The sequence below is a fragment of the Komagataeibacter sucrofermentans DSM 15973 genome (assembly GCF_040581405.1).
Taxonomy (GTDB): domain Bacteria; phylum Pseudomonadota; class Alphaproteobacteria; order Acetobacterales; family Acetobacteraceae; genus Komagataeibacter; species Komagataeibacter sucrofermentans.
In genome coordinates, this window is record NZ_CP137157.1 from 1,401,462 (window position 1) to 1,419,119 (window position 17,658).

The following is a 17,658-nucleotide window of genomic DNA, read 5'->3' on the forward strand; positions in this document are numbered from 1 at the left end:
CTAACAGCCTGTCGGGTTGGGGTAACCTGTGAAGGGGTGAGGTTGTAAGGTTATGAGATGAGCAGCTTTATCCCGTTTGACCGGTCTCAGCCGTATCTTCTGCCGCCTGATTTGAAGTCGTGGCTTCCGGCTGACGATATGGCGCATTTCATTGTTACCGCTGTTGAGCGGGTTCCGATGAATGCGTTTTGTGTGCCAGTACGCACGGGAGGCAAGGCACAGTATCATCCGCGGCTGATGCTGGCCCTTCTGATTTTCAGTTACGCGAACGGAATTTTTTCCTCACGGCGGATCGAGCGGGCGACATATCGTGACATCGGGGTGCGCTTCGTGGCGGCGAACCTGCATCCGGATCACGACACGATTGCCGCCTTTCGCCGAACGAACCGGACGGCCATTGAAGCTGCATTTGCGCAGGTCCTGCTTCTGGCGCGCGAGACGGGCCTGCTGCGTCTGGGTGTGGTGTCGATCGACGGCACGAAGATTGATGCCGACGCCTCGAAATACCGCTCCCTGCGCTACGACCGGATCAGGGCCCTGCGTGAACAGTTGGGGGTGGATATCGCGAAACTGATGGAACAGGCGGAGCACGCGGACGCCACAGACAGTGATCCGCAGGCATTGCCGGAAGAACTTGCCCGCCGGGAAACGCTGAAAGCGAAGCTGGATGAAGCCTGCGCCCGGCTGGAAGCCGACGCGAAGGCTCAGGCCGAGGCGGCGCGACCGGCATACGAGAAAAAGAAAGCCGTCTATGACGCAAAAACAGGGCGTCGCGGCCGGGCGCCGAAACCGCCTGATGAGGAACCGCCACCCGACCGGCAGATCAGCCTGACTGATCCCGACAGCCGCCTCATGCGGCGTTCGGACGCCCATGAGTTCCGGCAGGCTTACAAATGCCCAGGCTGTGGTCTGCGCTGAAGGCAGCCAGCTGATCGTGACAACCGGCGTTGTCGCCACGTCAGCGGACGCGCCATCCTTTGCCGACACGGTGCTGTCGATGGAAGACACAATCGGTCTCCCGGAGAAGGTGCTTGCTGACACCGGTTACGCCAGCGGGCAGGCGGTCCGGAAACTGCGGGAAAAGGGCATTGATCCGCTGGTCGCCATTGGACGGCCCTGTGCCCGTAGACCTTACGACTTCCGACCCCGGCCCGCAGAAAGGGAGCCACGCCGGATAACCGAACCCTGGCGGCTTGCCATGAAGGACAGGCTGGAAACTACAGAAGCCGGAGATGTTTACAGACTACGAAAACAGACCGTTGAACCGGTCTTTGGAATTATCAAAAGCATCATGGGGTTCAGAAGATTCAGTCTGCGCAGCCTTGCAAAAGTTACGACCGAATGGACACTCGTCGCTCTCGCATACAACTGCAAAAGAATGGCTCGGCTTCACGCAGCATAAGCCGGGTCAGCCTCAGCGGTATCAGCCGCAAAATGCCCAACCCGACAGGCTGCTAAGTGTCTGACCGAAAATGAGTTGAGTGATTTCAGCGGGTTATGATTCATGGGTTTGCGAGAACCTAATGAGATCAAGATGGCCTGGACTGAAATCACCCGCGCGCAGTATCGCCGGGACGACCTGGAATATGCAAGCGACCTTCGCGATGCGGAGTGGGCGCTGATTGCGCCTCTGATGCCCGAGAGGAAACGACTGGGGAGACCACGACGTACGGATTTGCGCCGGGTCATGGAGGCGATCCTCTATATCGTCACGACCGGTTGCCAGTGGCGACAATTGCCTCGTAACTTTCCCGCTTTCACGACCGTGCAGGGCTATTTCTACCGTTGGATCCGCGAGGGACGATGGGAAGCGCTGAACCATATTCTCGTGATCCTGTCGCGTGAGCAGGACGGGCGAGACGCCACACCTTCGGTAGGCATTATTGACAGCAGTCGGTTAAAACTGCTGAAAACGGCGGTCCACGCGGTTATGACGCGGGCAAGAAGATCAGGGGCCGCAAGCGGCATATCACGACCGACACGCAGGGTCATGTCGTGGCAGCTGTCGTGCATCCCGCCAACATTCAGGATCGTGACGGCGGGTATGCTGGCGAGAAGTTGCGTAATGCGCTGGCTGAACTCGGCCGATGGACGATCGAAATCGTCAAGCGTAGTGACCGGACCGAAGGCTTCGTCGTCCTGCCCAAACGCTGGATCGTGGAGCGCAGCTTTGCATGGCTCGGACGCTGCCGTCGCCTTACGAAGGATGTCGAGGCAACACTCTCGTCATCCTGCGCGTGGTTGATGATCGCCCATATCCGCAGAGTTCTGCGGAAAATCAATCAAACCGTTTTCTGATTCAGGCTCTAAGAAATGCGGGTTAAAGAACACTCACCTTTCGCCACAGATCTACATTTCCATCGCGAGCATGATGATCAATTTTGTTCAGCTCATCAGGCGTAAAGCTGGTATTTTTCAATGCATCAAGCGAATTATCCAACTGTTGAACATTACGGGCGCCGATCAATGCCGAAGTAATGCCGGGAATACGTAACACCCATGCAATGGCCATCTGCGCAAGTGTCTGCCCACGCGCCGCCGCAATATCGTTTAATGCCCGAACGTGACGGAGATTCTCGTCATTCAGCATTGTGTTGGCAAAAGAAGTGCCTGCCGCTGCACGAGACGCCGCAGGCATGCCATCAAGATATTTGCTGGTAAGCAGACCCTGCGCAAGGGGCGAGAAGGCTATACAGCCCACGCCCAGTTCTTCAAGTGTTTCAAGAAGTGAGACTTCTATCCAGCGATTGAGCAGGGAATATGAAGGCTGATGGATCAGCAGCGGCACACCTTCAGCTTTCAACAATTCAGCTGTCTGGCGTGTGCGATCCGGACTGTAGGAGGAAATGCCGATATAGAGGGCTTTGCCCTGCCGGACCAGTTGCGCGAGAGCACTGACAGTCTCCTCCAGTGGCACATCTGGCGTGGGACGGTGAGAATAGAAAATATCGACATAATCCACGCCCATACGGCGTAAACTCTGTTCTGCTGATGCCAGGATATGTTTGCGCGACCCACCAGAACCATATGGACCGGACCACATATTCCACCCTGCCTTGGACGAAATAATGAGTTCATCCCGGTGATAGGCAAAATCTTTTTTCAGGATCGTGCCAAAGTTTTCTTCTGCCGACCCATGCGGTGGCCCATAGTTATTTGCCAGATCGAAATGCGTTACGCCTCGGTCAAATGCACGCCGGATGACCGCACGGCCTGTTTCAAACACGTCCGTTCCGCCAAAATTATGCCATAACCCAAGCGAAACTGGTGGCAACCAGAGGCCAGAATGACCACAGCGACGAAATTCCATTCCATCATAACGTTGCTCTGCAGGGAACCAGGTCATACTCTCTCCTTATTGAAAAACGATAAGACGCAAACTGTCAGCCATATACAAATCAAAAAGTGTCATTATATTACAGGCGATAAACAATATCGTATATATCGCCTATATTATTTCATGTCTGATATCAATTGAAACCAATATCAATCCCGGCAAAGACACTCAGCCCATCACCAGGCAACATGGCGGCTACTTCCTTACCCGCAGCCTGATAGGATGGAATGACTGCAGTGGCGTAATGCTTATTGGCAAGGTTGTGCAGGTCAACATATATCATGCGGTGTTTGCCTGGCCATTGATAGCCCATCTGGAAATTATAGATATGATAGGGCGCCGCTCTATACGTGTTATCATATGATGCTTCAACAGAAGAAGAGACCTGTGCATCCGCAGCAATATAGAACCCGTTTTTCATATCAAGGTGCAATTGACCCTGATAGAAATGAGAGGGAATTCCGGGAAGTTTATTATGCCCGAATGTCGGATCATTATTGAATCGAAAGTCCTGATAGGTATAGGCCTGCCGCAGGGAAACAACCCCGCCAGCCCACTGATATAGTACGGAATGTGTTGAGAATTCAACGCCCTGATGCGTGGTTGGCGATGCATTTGCATTCAGCACTTCATTGTAAAGCTGTGATTCCGGGGTCATCACTGACAGCAGCTCATTCCGTATCGCGCTATGATAATAGGTGAGGCTCCAGTCCGTGCCGCGCCAGTTGCCTTCCGTGCCTACTTCAAATGTAGTTGAGGTCGAAGGCTTGATATTGGTTCCACCTGCATTCTGTCCTTTTGCAAGGCCGGAAGTATAGAGTGGCCCCGTGAGGTAGCGCCATATTGTCTGTGGTTCCTCACCTCTTGTTACATTGCCATAAAACTGGATGTGAGGATTGACGACATATCGAAAACCCGCCCGGGGCTGAAAATAGAGGGATTGGGTGTGGAGATCAGAATACGTTGGATAGGTTACAGCGATCTGTCGCGGCGCATAGGTAAGCGCACCTGCCGTTGTCAGCCAGAAGTTATGAAAAATTTCGTAATTATTACTTATATGAAAAGTCGTGGTGCTCCCACCAAAAGTATCGTGTGAGATAAGCTGGCCTACATGCGCACCATAGCTTGCATAATGAGCAAGATCCTTGACTTTCTGCGTTTCCCACAGGCTAAGGATCGCTGTGGTGTAAACCCCTACATGCGTATCACTTTTACGGCCGAACAACGTATCAGACCGGGTATAGTCCAGCATGCCGGATGCGTTCTGGATACCATACTGAAGGCGGGTAAACTGCAGGCGATGATCCATCGGGGTATTCTGGTAATCAAATCCAAGCGTGAATTTTGAACCATCGTTAAAATGGATATTTGTCTTGTCGCCTACAAAATAGCTGCCAGGTTCAAGCGTGTGCGTACCATAGCCATTAGTGCTGGTGTTGCCGTAACCTTTCTGGGCCTGCGTAGGGTCCTGCGCAATCTGGCTACGGGTCAGGTAGCCCGGATACCCTTCATCCGTCTGACGATAGCGAACGAACAGGCGCGTATCCACATGATCGTTGAATTTGTAACCAAAATTGAAATTGACACCAAAGCTGGATGTTTTTGTGTTTTGCTGGTACCCCCCACGATAGGCATTGGTCACGCTGAGGTAATAGTCAGCCTTGCCGTAAACCCCGCCTGAACTCAGCTGTTCCTTGACGTAACCAAAACTGCCCGCCTCTACGCGGGCATGATAGCGATCGGCATCATGGCCCGTCTTGGACACATAGTTGATGGCCCCGCCAAGCAGTGTGCTGCCCATATCGATTGCGTTGCCGCCACGCAATACTTCGGTATACTGTACACCCAGCGGTTCCTGCAATTCATTAACGGCACCGGCTGTTGTTGTCAGCGGCAGGCCATCAAAGAAGAAATTAATCCCATAACGTGTTGCTGACAGACCATCCTGCACACCAGAGCCGCGTACTGAAATACGCAGGTCATCACCGCCGCACACAGCCTGGGCAAACAGGCCGGGCTGAAATTTGAAGATATCCGCATTCGTTGCGTTACTACGCTTTGCCGTGTCTTTTGAATCAATAATACTCGTACCACCCGGTATTTTCTTCAGATTGTTCCATGCCGCTTCAACCTTGCCCGAACGATGATGATGCACCATGATCTTTTCGCTGGATGCGGCAGTCATTCCCGCCTGAGCTTCATGCTCATGCTCATGCTCATGCTCATGCTCATGCGCCATGTGGCCGGTATGGTTCCTGTCAGATCCGGTCTTTCCTGCAGGGAGATTATGTACGGGTTCATCCGCCCACGCCTTTCCATGGATCAGTGTTGAGCATGACAGGATAACCATGAAAGAAAAATGCGAAAAAGCAGGCGCAGCAGCGCGCAGGGGGCGATAATACATAAGAAATCCTTAATGGCTAATGCCGGGCAAATAGCCATGAACAGAAATGGTTTTTATACTGTGGGCAGCCCAAGGTTGGTGCGCAGATACGGACTGGCATAATCTTTTTTGAACAGGCCACGGCGCTGCAGTTCAGGCACGACCAGATCGACAAAGTCCTCCATGCCGGTCGGCGCGGATGTGAACATGATGTTAAAACCGTCTACTGCCCCAGCCTCGAACCAGTCCTGTATATGATCGGCAATATCGGTCGCACTCCCCACAATCAGGCGATGACCGCCGGCAATAAAGAAGCGCAGGATGTCATCCGTCGTGGCCTGCCGTTCCCTGATCCATCTCGCAATCAGGCTCTGCCGGCTTTTGTGTGAATTGGTCTGCGCCAGATTGTCCGGCAGGGTAACAGGCTTGCCCTTGGGCCAGTTTGCCAGGTCAATGCCAAGGCTGGCGTAGTTGGCCAGGCCATTCAGTGTTGCGCCATGATCGAGATAGGAAAGGTAGCGTTCGAATTTTCTTTGCGCATCCTCACGCGTTTTACCAACAATCGGCGCCAGGCCTGGCAATACACGCAGATTGGCGGCCCCGCGACCGTATTTCTGCGCACGCTCGATCAGTTCATTACGGAACGCCAAGGCGTGTTCACGGTCATATTCCGCTGTATAGATCACTTCCCCGATGCGGGCGGCCAGTTCCTTGCCATCATCGGATGAACCGGCCTGGGCAATGACCGGCTGGCCAGCCTGCGCGATACGGGGCGGCGCATTGAGCGGCCCCTGCACGGCATAGAATTCACCCTTATGATTGAGCGGATGGACCTTGGCAGGATCAAGCCACTGCCCGGTTACCTTATTGCGTACGATCGCATCAGGCTCGACACTATGCCACAGTCCCGTCACGACATCATAAAACTCATGTGCGCGCCTGTAACGTTCGGCATGGCCGACATGCTCGGGCAGGTTGAAGTTTTCGCCTCCCCCCGTTGCCGTAACAACATTCCAGCCTGCCCGGCCGTTACTCAGGTGATCAAGCGAGAGAACTTTGCGGGCAATGTTATAAGGCTCGTTGAATGTGGTACTGGCGGTGCCGATCAGGCCAATCCGTTTTGTTACAACCGCGAGTGCAGCCAGCAGCGTGAACGTATCCCACCGCGGAAAGCCGGGGCGATACTCCAGTACTTCAGGGTTGGGTACTGGCAATACATTATCATAGAGAAAGATACTGTCGAATTTGCCACGCTCGAGAATGTGGACATAATGACTGTATCGTTCAAAATTGATATCAGCATCTACATCTGCCTCAGGCAGGCGCCAGGCATCCCCGTTTGTACCGCCACCACCCAGATACGCGCCCAATACCAGATGCTCACGCGGGCGACCGATGCGAGATGTCATTTAATGGTTCCTTGGTGAATAATTAATCTTGTTTCACGATATACATCCTGTTTTTTATTGACGATAAAATAATACAAAAGTGCATCGTTAATTTATTTAATGAATTAAATATTATGTATGACCCGCATTTCACGGTTCACGTCAGATCGTAAACACTTGGTTATACATGACATGACTGATTTTTATGAACAGACAGCAGACCGATCATGCCAGCATGACAGGAATTTCCAGTTTCTACGGAGGCCTCCATGTCGATCTTCGATACATCGTTTTCCCGGCGCCGGTTTTCCCTGGCCGCGACCAGTATGCTGGGGCTTGCCCTGACCGGGCAGCGCAGCCGTGCCGCTGATCTTTCTGCGGTAACGCTCCGTGTCGCCAGCTTCCGGGGCATGGACTCGACACTGCTTCCCGCCCTCGGGCTCAATGATTTCCCCTATCAGGTGACATTCAGCGAGTTCAATTCGGGCAATCTCATCGCGCAGGCCATCAGTGCCAACGCAGTGGATCTTGGGGGATGGAGTGAAATTCCACTCGTATTCATCGCAGCGTCCAGCGCCCGCGTTTCGGTCATCGCGACAATGGATGGCCCCACGACCGACCAGGCGCTGCTGGTGCCCATATCCTCCGACACGAAGTCGATAAAAGATCTACGCGGAAAACGTGTCGGATATATTCGCTCAACAACCGCGCATTACTTCCTTATCCGACTACTTGAACAATCCGGCATGCGTTTTTCCGACATTACGCCGGTAGCACTGAACATGAGCCAGGGGTTGACCGCCATGCGCGCTGGCAGCCTTGATGCCTGGGCAACCTATGGCTACGCCATTCAGATGCTTCAGGCCGATCATTCGGCCCGCATTCTTGCAAGCGCCGCTGATATTCTCTCCGGTCATTACTTCATCGGGGCAAACCCGTTGCGACTTGGCGACGACGCCTTCCGTCATGCTGCCGCGGATTATATTCATCGCCTTGGCAAGGCCTATGCCATTCTCGCCGCCGACAAGCCGCGCTGGGCGAAGATCGTTTCACCGGTCATCCAGGTGCCGGAAAGGGACGTTCTGAATTATCTTGAAAACCAGAACCGCCCCTATCATCCGCGCGCATGGGTTGACAGTGACATCAAAGGTGCGGAATCCGTCGCGCAGGTCTTTGAAAAAGCAGGGCTGAGTCCACATAATGTGAATATCGGAAAGGTATTTTCCAATGTCCTGAACCCGCTGCTACCGGCATAGGGCAACGGACCGCGTTCAGTCGTCATGAACCCCGAGCGCATCCAGAAGCACGGAGCGCAGGCGGGCAAAACGAGGATCCGCATGATGACGCGGCCGATCAGGCTCAATGGCAATATCCGTGCGGATACGCCCGGCATCCAGCACCACCGCGCGATCTGCCAGAAGAAGCGCCTCATCAACATCATGCGTCACCAGCAGCACAGCGCAGCCATGCCGCGTCCATAGTCCCGCCACCAGTTGCTGCATTTTCAGGCGCGTGAGTGCATCCAGCGCCGCAAAAGGCTCATCCAGCATAAGAAATTCAGGCTCCCGCACAAGCGCGCGTGCCAGCGCCGCCCGTTGTGCCTCGCCCCCGGACAGTGTCATCGGCCAGGCGTCGATCCGGTGAGACAGCCCGACTTCTTGCAGAACTGCCTCTGCCCTGCGGCGGCCCGCATCGCCACCAGCCTGACCCAGAACTATGTTTTTCCAGACCCGCTTCCACGGCAGCAGCCGGCTTTCCTGAAACACGACCGCCACATCTTGCGGGCAGGACACATGGCCCTCGTTCACCGGGTCCAGCCCGGACAACGTGCGCAGCAGCGTCGATTTTCCGGAACCGCTGCGGCCAAGAAGAGCAACGAACTCTCCCGGCGCAATCGTCAGATCGAGATGGTTCAGTACCGGCGGTCCCTTGCCAAAACGCCGCGTCAGACCCTGCACGCATACGGCAGCCCCTTCCCGGGGCAAGGGCCGCGTCTGGGGTGCAGACTGCACGCGCGGGTTCATGCCGGCTGCCCTTTGCCGCGCTGCACCGGGCGCCACGCAAGAAAATGATGCTCCAGGGTGCGAACAAGCTGATCGGAGCCCAGACCCAGCAGCCCATAGACAAACAGCCCGACGAGAATGATGTCGGTGCGCAAAAAATCCTGTGCATCCATCATCATATGTCCGATCCCGCTATCAGCGTTGATCTGCTCCGCCACCACCAGCATCAGCCACGAAATCCCGACAGCGAAACGCACGCCGGTCAGCAGATCAGGCAACGCGCCGGGCAAAATGACATCGCGCACCGTCTGCCCACGCGAAAGCCCGAGCGTTCGCGCCATTTCCAGCAGCTTCGGGTCAATCGACCGGATGCCCTTGTGCAGGTTCAGGTAGATCGGGAATGTCGAGCCCAGAGCGACCAGCAGGATCTTCGGTGTCTCCCCGATCCCGAACCAGAGAATGAACAGCGGCACCAGCGCCAGAACTGGCAGCGTGCGCATGATCTGCAATGGCGCGTCCACAATGTCCTCGCCGATACGGGACAATCCCGCGATCAGCGCCAGACTCACCCCGGCGACAACCGCAATGGCAAGGCCCGACACGGCCCGCATAAGGGAAACACCGAGGTTGGAGAACAGCGTGCCGTCATGCGCCAGTGACCAGCCCGTGGCGATAATCTGCCCTGGAGATGCCACCAGCCGTGTCGAGAGGAGTCCTGTTGAACAGCCCACCTGCCAGAAAATCACCAGCAGTACCGGCGATAGGAAGCGTGAGAAATGACGCCAGCCGGGCAACTGTATCATGCCCCGCGATCGGGAGGATGAAGACGGACGAACGGCGCGGACCGGCGTCCGGAGGATGGTCTCGGACATAAGGACTCCGTGGGTTATTCTTCTCCAGTCCGTTCTCCCATATTTCACGATTATCCGTCTGGTGATTTATATTCATGCCACAGTTTTGCGTGATTTAATTGTATTACCGGGAACTCGATGCTGGTTTAAGGCAGGTCTTCCGCCATGAAAGCTGCCTGCCGCATGCGTCATCCCCAGCCCCGGTGCTTTGTCTGTTCCCTGTTTCTGCTGTTTGCAGCCCTGCTTCATCCCCTGCCCGGCCTTGCCGCCGACGTGCCGGATGAACTGGTTGTCGCCGACCAGAAAGGACAGCAGCGGGCTCTCATGGAAGCGGCTGGCGTGGAGCAGGATCTTCCCTTCAGGGTACGCTGGGTCGAGTTCGAGGCCGCATCTCCCCTTCTCCAGGCCCTCGGGGCCGGGGCGGTTGACACCGGCATTGCTGGTGATGGCCCTTTTTTCTTCGCATGGGGTGCGGGCATGCCGGTTAAAGCCGCGTATCTGATCCCGCCCCGTGGTGGCGGCCATGCCACCGCCATCGTCGTCGCGCCCGGATCGACCATCACATCCCCCGCACAGCTTTCGGGCAAACGGATCGCCACCGGGCGCGGTTCGATTGGTCACCTGCTCCTGCTCAGGCTGATCGCAACCGGCGGCATTCCCGCCCCGGCCCCGCAGATCGTTTTCCTGCAACCGGCCCAGGCAAAAGCGGCGCTGGATACAGGCCGCGTCGACGCCTGGTCCACCTGGGAACCCTACATCGCGCTGGAAACGATCGGACACAAAGGCCATATCGTCGTTGACGCGGCCGGCCTGACGCCAAATAACAGTTTTTTCGTCGCAACCACGGCCGCGCTGGCCCAAAAACGTCGGCTGCTGGCTACGTTTTACCAACGGGTTGCCCTGGCCTATGCATGGGGGCAGGCGCATCAGGCGCAGTATGCCCATATTCTTGCGCAGCAGACCGGGCTGCCTGAGGATGTTGCGGTCTCTGTCGCCCGGCAACTGATCGCCTCGCCAGTCCCGATCAGCGATGCCGTGGAACAGGCGGAGCTAATCACGCTCGATACTTACCGCAACGCTGGTCTCATCCAGCCCTCCGCGCCGCTGTCCGAGGCATTTGACAAGGATATCCTGAAACCATGAGCAGGGATCAGACACTGAACTGCCCCGGGTTTACCGGAGAGTAAAACTCCCGGAGGATGAAGCCCATGGTAGAGAAGCAGAAAACATCGCGTTATTCGCCTGAGTTCCGTGAGTGCAGCGTGCGTCCTGTGGTAGGGCATTGATCGATTACCCGAGCATATCGGTGGCCTGTCATGGATTGGTGGCAAGCCTGGCTGTTCGGGCGGCAGGGGGAAACACTCCATTGGGTGGATTAATACAATCACCGATTCCTGCTCGCACCTGTCGGCTACAGGCCTTCCGCGGAAGCCGAATGCGTTTTCCATGCAGATCAGAATAATCCTGATATCGCAGCCTGAGTGCTGAACAAATTGCTCTCCAGCCGACAATAAAAACGCTAGGCTCTTCTTCCGTAACACGTACGGTATTTTTATTTTTCGGTCCGGGTAATGCTATATGACAAGACGCGTTCCGCCACAGAACAGCGTCTGTTCATCCTGACGGGCAATGGCGATCAGGGTCTGGTTCATTGTTTCAGCCGTCCGGAACGCGCGGTAGGTCGGGGCGGAAATTGCAACCACGACGGCAATACCTGCCCGCACGGTCTTGAGCGCCATCTCGAATGAATACCGGCTTGTCAGTAGACAGAAACCCTCATGGAAAACTTCCGGGTTGCAAGCCCGCGCACCGATCAGTTTATCGAGCGCATTGTGCCGCCCCACGTCCTCCCGGATCACGTGGATATTGCCATTATGGTCTGCCCACGCGGCTGCGTGCACCATGCGTGTTGCTGCATTCAGCGTCTGCCACTTGCGCAGTTCATGTAACGCATTGCGTATTGCTGCCACCGACAGGCGCGGCCCTTCCCCCAACGGGGCGGCTGCGACCGCATCATGTTCCGGCACGGTCTCGCTGCCGCATATGCCACAGCTTGAATGGCCGGTCTGCAGGCGGGCATTACGGCGCATGAGTTGCGTCAGCGCCCTGCCCTTTATGGAAATATCAAGGATCAGCCCATCATCCGCTTCTGCAATGTTCACTGAACGGATCTCTGCAACCGAGCCGACGATCTGTTCGGTTATACAATACCCATAGGCGAAATCTTTCAGGTCTGCAGGCGTCATCATCATCGTGCCATACGGAAAAATCCCGTTGAACAGGAGACTGACCGGCACTTCTTCTGCCACATTCAGGCTGAATTTCTCATACGGGCGAGACAGGGAACTCACATCCAGCGGGTAAAAGAGAGCAGACATCACGGTAGCCTCAGGCATCAAGGGGGGCATTGTTCAATGGTCAGAGGGTGTGGCACGGCACCCATCCGGCCTCGCCGCTTGCATAATGTTCATGTTTCCAGATCGGGACGCGCTGCTTGATCTCATCAATAATGTAACGACAGGCGCCAAAAGCCGCATCGCGATGTGCTGCGGAGACGCCAATCCACACTGCCGTTTCACCTATGGGCAGGTAGCCCGTCCGGTGCATGGCGGTCGCACGGCAGATGGCAAAACGCTGTTTGGCCTCCTGCACGATCGCCTGCCCTTCCGTCAGCGCCAGTGGCACGAACGCACTATAGTCAATGCCGGAAACGGCGCGACCTTCATTCGTCTGCCTGACCCACCCTTCAAAGGAACAGAACCCGCCCGCTTCAGGAATAACGAGCCCCTTGCGCAGGGCGCTGATGTCCACCGGCGTTTCCGCCATGATGAAGTCGCTCATCCGCCTGTCACCGGCGGAATGAAGGCGACGTGATCGCCTTCGCGGAGCGGCTGATCCCATGGCGCGAATGCCGAATTGATCGCGACCCGCATGCGGGCCGGTTCAAGCGCAAAACCATAGGCGTCACGGAGTTCATCATACAATATGGCTGCCGTAGGGGCCGGGGTCTGTCGTATTTCGTGCGCCCGTCCGGCTTCATCCTGAAGCTGGGCGAAATACTGCAACTCTATAGTGAGCATTTTAGGTCCTGTTCAGAACATCCGAGGCGTTGCAACACCCGGTTGCGTTCATCAGGTGCATTTACATTTTCCAGTGCACCTGGTTTTTTTACTTCAAGGAGGCGAACCGCAGAACCGCCGAGCATCTGGCGCGGCCGAATTTTCTGGTCCGCCGCCTGCCTGTTCAGGGCGGCCAGTGTCGCCGGCTCCCATATCGTGCAGAGCGGCTCAGGCAGTCCGTCGCTTTCACTCACATAAGCCGTGGCGGCCTGATCCGCATTGCGTTCATGTGCAAGGGTGGCAAGCGTCGTATCATCCAGCATTGGCAGGTCGCAGGCGACGACAAGCCACGCCACATCCGGGTAAGCGATATGAGCGGACAGCACGCCGACCATTGGCCCGCCCCCGAGCATGTCCTTTGTCTCCCGCCTGTCCACAATGCAGGGATAGGACGCCCGGAGCGGGTCAAACTGCTGATCGGGACGTATCGAGACAAAACAACGCTTTACATGCCGCGCCACGAGGTCAAAAGCGCGGGCAAGCTGCGGGCGACCACCATAAGGCAGCGCCGCCTTGTCGTGCCCCATGCGCCGACTTTCGCCGCCGGCCAGCACCAGCCCATACAGGAACGCTGTCATGGCTCGTGCCCCGGTAAATATTGGGGTGTGCACAGAAAATCCACGTTATCCCCCGATATAATGCATTTCGATTTTTTCCGGCGCGGACGCCTTTTCCCCGCCTCCCGATAATGCGGGCGGGTGCGTGCGCTCCTCACTGTAGCGATCGCTCCGGTGGCGCCACACCCGTGAGAGGGTTGCCCGCAGCCGTTCATCAATATCGTCATTCCCACGCAGGAGCGGGCGCAGGTCCGTGCCTGCTGTGGCGAAAAGGCAGGTGTAGAGCTTCCCATCAGAAGACAGGCGTGCACGCGAGCACGCCCCACAGAATGGCGCGCTGACGGATGAGACGAACCCGATCTCCCCTGCCCCATCCACATAGCGATAACGACGGGCCACCTCGCCGCGATAGCGGGGCGGCAGCGGCTCAAGGGGCCAGCGTGCCGCGATGCGGGCGCGCAGTTCGCTGGAGGGCACGACATCGGCACGGTCCCACCCGTTGCGATTGCCCACGTCCATATATTCGATAAGCCGGACCGTCACGCCGGTATGCCGGAAGCGTGCCAGAATATCAGGCACGCCCGCGTCATTCACGCCCCGCTGGACCACGGTGTTGATCTTGACGCCGCCCTCAAAGCCTGCGGCACATGCAGCATCGATGCCCTTCAGCACGGCGGACAGGTCTCCCCTGCCGCCGCTCATATGGGCAAAAACGGCGGGGTCAAGACTATCGAGGCTGACTGTCACGCGCCGCAGCCCCGCCTGCCGGAGTGCTGGTGCAAAACGGGGCAGCAGGACGCCATTGGTTGTCAGTGCGACATCCTCAATGCCCGGCAGGGAGCTCAGGCGCTGCACCAGATCAGGCAGGCCGGCCCGCAGGAGAGGTTCCCCGCCGGTCAGCCGTATTTTGGTCACGCCCAGTTCGGCAGCCATGCGCGCGACCCGTTCGATTTCGTCAAAATCCAGCCGTTCCTTTGGTCCCAGAAACCGGAAGCCCTCGTGATAGGTGGCTTCGGGCATGCAGTAGGGGCACCGGAAGTTGCAGCGGTCCATGACCGAAATGCGCAGGTCGCGCAGCGGGCGGCCAAGCCGGTCAACAGGCGGCGCGGAACGGACCGCGCGGCTGTTCTGAGCGTCATCCATGGCCGCCTGCCCTGTCAGCCTGCAATCCGGATTGGCGGGGCGGATGCAACACTTTCCACCACTTTTACCGGGATGGATTTGGCTGCGGGCGTTCCGCTGATCTCGTCAAAATAGTCGAGCGGCAGCAGCGGGTTCAACTCGGGGTAGTATCCGGCAATGGCGCCACGCGGCATGGGGTAGTCGAGCACGTTCAGCCCATCGACATAGCGCCTGATCCCGTCATCGCTATAGGTTTCCAGCCCGATCACGTCCCCATTCGACAGGCCACGTTCGGCCATATCGTCCTTGTTCATGAACACGACAAGGCGGGTATTGTACACCCCACGATAGCGGTCGCTGTTGCTGTAGATGGTCGTATTGTACTGGTCATGCGAACGGATGGTGGCCAGGCGCAGCATGGCCGCATCCTTCACCGGCACGTTGACTTCCAGCCCCGGCAGCACAAGGAAATTCGCCTTGCCATTGGGCGTCTTCCATACCCGGCGACGGGGCGGGATATCGAGGTGAAAACCATGCGGATCTTTGATCTTCTCGGAAAAATCAGCATAGATTTCAGGATAGACCGCGGCAATCCTGTCCCGGATCAGGGTATAATCGACCATGTACTCCGCCCAGGGCGTGCGGGAGTTGGGCAGTGTTGCCATGGCCATGCGGCAGACGATTTCTGTTTCCGGCAATACGTGTTCGGTTACGGGTTCGAACACGCCGCGCGATGCCGTCACGTTTGACATCGCATCCTCAATGGTCACGAACTGCTCGCCAGCCTGCGTGCGGATGATTTCCGAGCGGGCGACAACCGGCAGGATCAGCGCGTCCCTGCCATGCACCAGATGCCCCCGGTTCAGTTTCGTGGCCACGCCAACCGTGAGGTTGAGGTTGCGCATGGCGGCGTAGGAGCGCTCCGTATCGGGCACGGCGCGGATGAAATTGCCCCCCATGCCGAAGAACACCTTTGCGGTGCCCGCTTCCATGGCCTCGACCGCTTCCAGAACGTGGTGGCCGTGTTCGCGTGGCGGTTCAAACCCGAACACATCGCGCACGCGGTCCAGATAGGCCTCGGTCGGTTTTTCATCAATGCCCACCGTGCGGTCGCCCTGCACGTTGGAATGCCCACGGATCGGCGCGATACCGGCGCCCGGCTTGCCAAAATTGCCGCGCAGCAGAAGCAGGTTGGCGACCTGCTGGATCAGGCGGGATCCTTCCTGATGCTGCGTCAGCCCCATGCCGTAACAGATGATCGTGGCATTGGACTTCATGTAGATATCCGCAATTTTGCGGATCTGTGCCTCGGTTATGCCCGAGATGCGGGTAATCTCGTCCCAGCTACAGCCCATGGCATCATCACGCAGGGCGTCCAGCCCGGCGGTGTGTTCATGGATGAAGTCAAGGTCCAGCACCTTTTCGCCACGTGCTTCGGCCTCAAACAGCGCCTTCATCATGCCTTTGAATATGGCCAGGTCACCACCGATGCGCACATGCACAAATTCGCTGGAAATCGGGGTCGAGCCGAACGTGCCCATCTGCAGCACATCCTGCGGCTCGGTAAAGCGGATCAGCGCACGCTCCGGCATCGGGTTGATCAGCACGATCGGCACGCCGCGTTTGCGGGCTTCAACCAGGTTGGTCATCATGCGCGGCGAATTGGTGCCCGTATTCTGCCCTATGACAAAGATCGCCTCGGCATGCTCGAAATCGCCCATGACGATCGTGCCCTTGCCAATGCCGATGGCAGGTGCCAGGCCACGGCTGGTCGGCTCGTGGCACATGTTCGAGCAGTCGGGGAAATTGTTGGTGCCGAATTCGCGTACGAAGATTGAATAGAGGAACGCGGTCTCGTTCGCCGTGCGGCCCGATGTATAGAACTCGGCCTGATGCGGGCTGTCGAGGGCGCGCAGGTGCTTGCCGATCAGGGCAAATGCGTCATCCCACGCCACTGGCACGTAGCGATCACTTTGGGCATCGTAACGCATCGGCTCGGTCAGGCGGCCCTGCATTTCCAGCCAGTAATCGCTTTTCTGCATCAGTTCGGTGACGGTGTATTTTTCAAAGAACTCGCGTGTCACACGCCCCTTTGTCGCTTCATGCGCCAGTGCCTTGGCCCCGTTTTCACAGAACTCAAGCGTCTTGCGATGATCGGGGTCAGGGAATGCGCAACTGGGGCATTTGAAACCGCCGGGCTGGTTCATGGCCAGCAGCCCGCGTGATCCCTTGACCAGCACGCTCTGTTCCATCAGCACTTTTGCGGTCGCCCCGGCCGCACCCCACCCGCCTGCCGGATGATGATAGGGTTTGTATTCGGGTGTTTTTTCGTTGCTCATGATCTTGACCCTCTTCCTTCAGTTGGGCTGGCGGGCGTGGGCGTGCGATATGGCTGCGGCACCGGGGGCAGAACCCACATCATGCAGCAGGCCAAACTCCAGCATCGCTGGCACGAAATTTTCGTTTTCATGCTTCGAGCGGGCCAGCTTAACCAAAGCAAATCGCTGGAGCGGCAGCAGGGCAGCCCATTGCGTGGCCGTAGGCGGCGCTATGCCATCAGCCTGTGCCTGTATTTTGACTGCCTCGGGCATCCGGCCTTCTTCGCGCCAGTCTTCCAGTCCGCGCACAGCGAGCGGGCGCAGCGGCTCGTCGCTGCGGGTTGCGATCAGGTGGGCGACCAGTTCGCGGTAGGTGGCCTGTTCGGGCACGGTTTCGCACGGCAGGTCGGTAAGCTTGCCCCTTTCCTCGCGCGTAAACCGGCTCCACTGGCGCAGGCTCAGTTTGATGCCGACGATGTCGAGCTTCTGCCGCGCGATCATGGGAATGCACCGCAGGGAGCCCGCGAAGTCACGTTCAAAGTCAAAAAGCATTGGACCAGATCCCGTATTGGAGGGAGGG

General features: G+C 57.2%; 15 protein-coding genes and 1 pseudogene. 4 read left to right on the forward strand and 12 right to left on the reverse strand.

The genetic code is table 11. From position 1 onward, the window contains the following. Positions 1 to 57: 57 nt before the first annotated feature. Together R5N89_RS06875 and R5N89_RS06880 are read left to right on the forward strand one after the other, a co-directional pair. Positions 58 to 1,402: pseudogene (locus R5N89_RS06875) on the forward strand (IS1182 family transposase). A 132-nt stretch (positions 1,403 to 1,534) separates the two neighbouring features. After that, a protein-coding gene (locus R5N89_RS06880) for an IS5 family transposase (protein ID WP_110569888.1) occupies positions 1,535 to 2,298 on the forward strand; the annotation gives its coding sequence in 2 pieces (ribosomal slippage) (positions 1,535 to 1,889 and positions 1,889 to 2,298; 765 coding nt in all). Between the two features lie 22 nt (positions 2,299 to 2,320). Here R5N89_RS06880 and mgrA read toward each other — a convergent pair. The 3 genes from mgrA to R5N89_RS06895 form a co-directional block, all read right to left on the reverse strand. Then, entirely contained in the window at positions 2,321 to 3,346 is a 1,026-nt protein-coding gene (gene mgrA, locus R5N89_RS06885; protein ID WP_110569880.1) for an L-glyceraldehyde 3-phosphate reductase, read from the reverse strand. A gap of 124 nt (positions 3,347 to 3,470) precedes the next feature. Further along, on the reverse strand, positions 3,471 to 5,741 hold the full coding sequence (locus R5N89_RS06890) for a TonB-dependent receptor domain-containing protein (protein WP_244192256.1): 2,271 nt from the start codon (positions 5,739 to 5,741) through the stop codon (positions 3,471 to 3,473). Positions 5,742 to 5,794: 53 nt separating this feature from the next. Beyond that, positions 5,795 to 7,129 carry an NtaA/DmoA family FMN-dependent monooxygenase gene (locus R5N89_RS06895; RefSeq protein ID WP_110569879.1) on the reverse strand — a complete coding sequence of 445 codons (1,335 nt, stop codon included), beginning with the start codon at positions 7,127 to 7,129 and terminating at the stop codon, positions 5,795 to 5,797. A 248-nt stretch (positions 7,130 to 7,377) separates the two neighbouring features. Here R5N89_RS06895 and R5N89_RS06900 point away from each other — a divergent pair, with 248 nt between their 5' ends. Further along, positions 7,378 to 8,364, forward strand: coding sequence for an ABC transporter substrate-binding protein (locus R5N89_RS06900; RefSeq protein WP_110569878.1), 987 nt, complete (start codon positions 7,378 to 7,380; stop codon positions 8,362 to 8,364). Positions 8,365 to 8,379: 15 nt separating this feature from the next. Here the strand turns inward: R5N89_RS06900 and R5N89_RS06905 are convergent, their stop codons facing one another. Together R5N89_RS06905 and R5N89_RS06910 are read right to left on the reverse strand one after the other, a co-directional pair. Then, positions 8,380 to 9,132, reverse strand: a complete 753-nt coding sequence (locus tag R5N89_RS06905; RefSeq protein ID WP_110569877.1) for an ABC transporter ATP-binding protein — start codon at positions 9,130 to 9,132, stop codon at positions 8,380 to 8,382. Next, entirely contained in the window at positions 9,129 to 9,914 is a 786-nt protein-coding gene (locus tag R5N89_RS06910) for an ABC transporter permease (RefSeq protein WP_110569876.1), read from the reverse strand. The genes R5N89_RS06905 and R5N89_RS06910 overlap by 4 nt, the downstream gene beginning before the upstream one ends. Before the next feature lie 321 nt (positions 9,915 to 10,235). Between R5N89_RS06910 and R5N89_RS06915 the strand changes: the two genes are divergently transcribed. After that, entirely contained in the window at positions 10,236 to 11,105 is an 870-nt protein-coding gene (locus tag R5N89_RS06915; RefSeq protein WP_244192255.1) for an aliphatic sulfonate ABC transporter substrate-binding protein, read from the forward strand. Positions 11,106 to 11,536: 431 nt separating this feature from the next. Here the strand turns inward: R5N89_RS06915 and fdhD are convergent, their stop codons facing one another. From fdhD to R5N89_RS06950, 7 genes are read right to left on the reverse strand one after another with little or no spacing between them, the layout of a single operon-like run. Then, positions 11,537 to 12,340: a formate dehydrogenase accessory sulfurtransferase FdhD gene (gene fdhD / locus R5N89_RS06920; RefSeq protein WP_110569886.1), complete on the reverse strand. Its 804-nt coding sequence runs from the start codon at positions 12,338 to 12,340 to the stop codon at positions 11,537 to 11,539. 40 nt (positions 12,341 to 12,380) lie between these two features. After that, complete coding sequence (locus R5N89_RS06925) at positions 12,381 to 12,803, reverse strand: molybdenum cofactor biosynthesis protein MoaE (RefSeq protein WP_110569874.1); 423 nt, start codon at positions 12,801 to 12,803, stop codon at positions 12,381 to 12,383. Continuing rightward, entirely contained in the window at positions 12,800 to 13,042 is a 243-nt protein-coding gene (locus R5N89_RS06930) for a MoaD/ThiS family protein (RefSeq protein WP_110569873.1), read from the reverse strand. The genes R5N89_RS06925 and R5N89_RS06930 overlap by 4 nt, the downstream gene beginning before the upstream one ends. After that, on the reverse strand, positions 13,030 to 13,659 hold the full coding sequence (locus R5N89_RS06935; RefSeq protein ID WP_208624716.1) for an NTP transferase domain-containing protein: 630 nt from the start codon (positions 13,657 to 13,659) through the stop codon (positions 13,030 to 13,032). Before R5N89_RS06935 ends, R5N89_RS06930 begins: the two co-directional genes overlap by 13 nt. 45 nt (positions 13,660 to 13,704) lie before the next feature. Beyond that, positions 13,705 to 14,781: a GTP 3',8-cyclase MoaA gene (gene moaA / locus R5N89_RS06940; RefSeq protein ID WP_110569871.1), complete on the reverse strand. Its 1,077-nt coding sequence runs from the start codon at positions 14,779 to 14,781 to the stop codon at positions 13,705 to 13,707. 14 nt (positions 14,782 to 14,795) lie between these two features. Then, a complete protein-coding gene (locus R5N89_RS06945) occupies positions 14,796 to 17,099 on the reverse strand; it encodes an FdhF/YdeP family oxidoreductase (protein WP_110569870.1) in 2,304 nt (767 codons plus the stop codon). Between the two features lie 18 nt (positions 17,100 to 17,117). Further along, complete coding sequence (locus R5N89_RS06950; protein WP_110569869.1) at positions 17,118 to 17,630, reverse strand: nitrate reductase associated protein; 513 nt, start codon at positions 17,628 to 17,630, stop codon at positions 17,118 to 17,120. Positions 17,631 to 17,658: the final 28 nt, after the last annotated feature.

Excerpts from the sequence above, each read along its gene's own strand:
- fdhD (WP_110569886.1), bottom strand. The coding sequence starts at position 12,340 with ATGTCTGCTCTCTTTTACCCGCTGGATGTGAGTTCCCTGTCTCGCCCG.
- R5N89_RS06945 (WP_110569870.1), bottom strand. The coding sequence starts at position 17,099 with ATGAGCAACGAAAAAACACCCGAATACAAACCCTATCATCATCCGGCA.
- R5N89_RS06890 (WP_244192256.1), bottom strand. The coding sequence starts at position 5,741 with ATGTATTATCGCCCCCTGCGCGCTGCTGCGCCTGCTTTTTCGCATTTT.
- R5N89_RS06900 (WP_110569878.1), top strand. The coding sequence starts at position 7,378 with ATGTCGATCTTCGATACATCGTTTTCCCGGCGCCGGTTTTCCCTGGCC.
- R5N89_RS06905 (WP_110569877.1), bottom strand. The coding sequence starts at position 9,132 with ATGAACCCGCGCGTGCAGTCTGCACCCCAGACGCGGCCCTTGCCCCGG.
- R5N89_RS06925 (WP_110569874.1), bottom strand. The coding sequence starts at position 12,803 with ATGAGCGACTTCATCATGGCGGAAACGCCGGTGGACATCAGCGCCCTG.
- R5N89_RS06950 (WP_110569869.1), bottom strand. The coding sequence starts at position 17,630 with ATGCTTTTTGACTTTGAACGTGACTTCGCGGGCTCCCTGCGGTGCATT.
- moaA (WP_110569871.1), bottom strand. The coding sequence starts at position 14,781 with ATGGATGACGCTCAGAACAGCCGCGCGGTCCGTTCCGCGCCGCCTGTT.
- R5N89_RS06895 (WP_110569879.1), bottom strand. The coding sequence starts at position 7,129 with ATGACATCTCGCATCGGTCGCCCGCGTGAGCATCTGGTATTGGGCGCG.
- R5N89_RS06930 (WP_110569873.1), bottom strand. The coding sequence starts at position 13,042 with ATGCTCACTATAGAGTTGCAGTATTTCGCCCAGCTTCAGGATGAAGCC.
- R5N89_RS06935 (WP_208624716.1), bottom strand. The coding sequence starts at position 13,659 with ATGACAGCGTTCCTGTATGGGCTGGTGCTGGCCGGCGGCGAAAGTCGG.
- mgrA (WP_110569880.1), bottom strand. The coding sequence starts at position 3,346 with ATGACCTGGTTCCCTGCAGAGCAACGTTATGATGGAATGGAATTTCGT.
- R5N89_RS06910 (WP_110569876.1), bottom strand. The coding sequence starts at position 9,914 with ATGATACAGTTGCCCGGCTGGCGTCATTTCTCACGCTTCCTATCGCCG.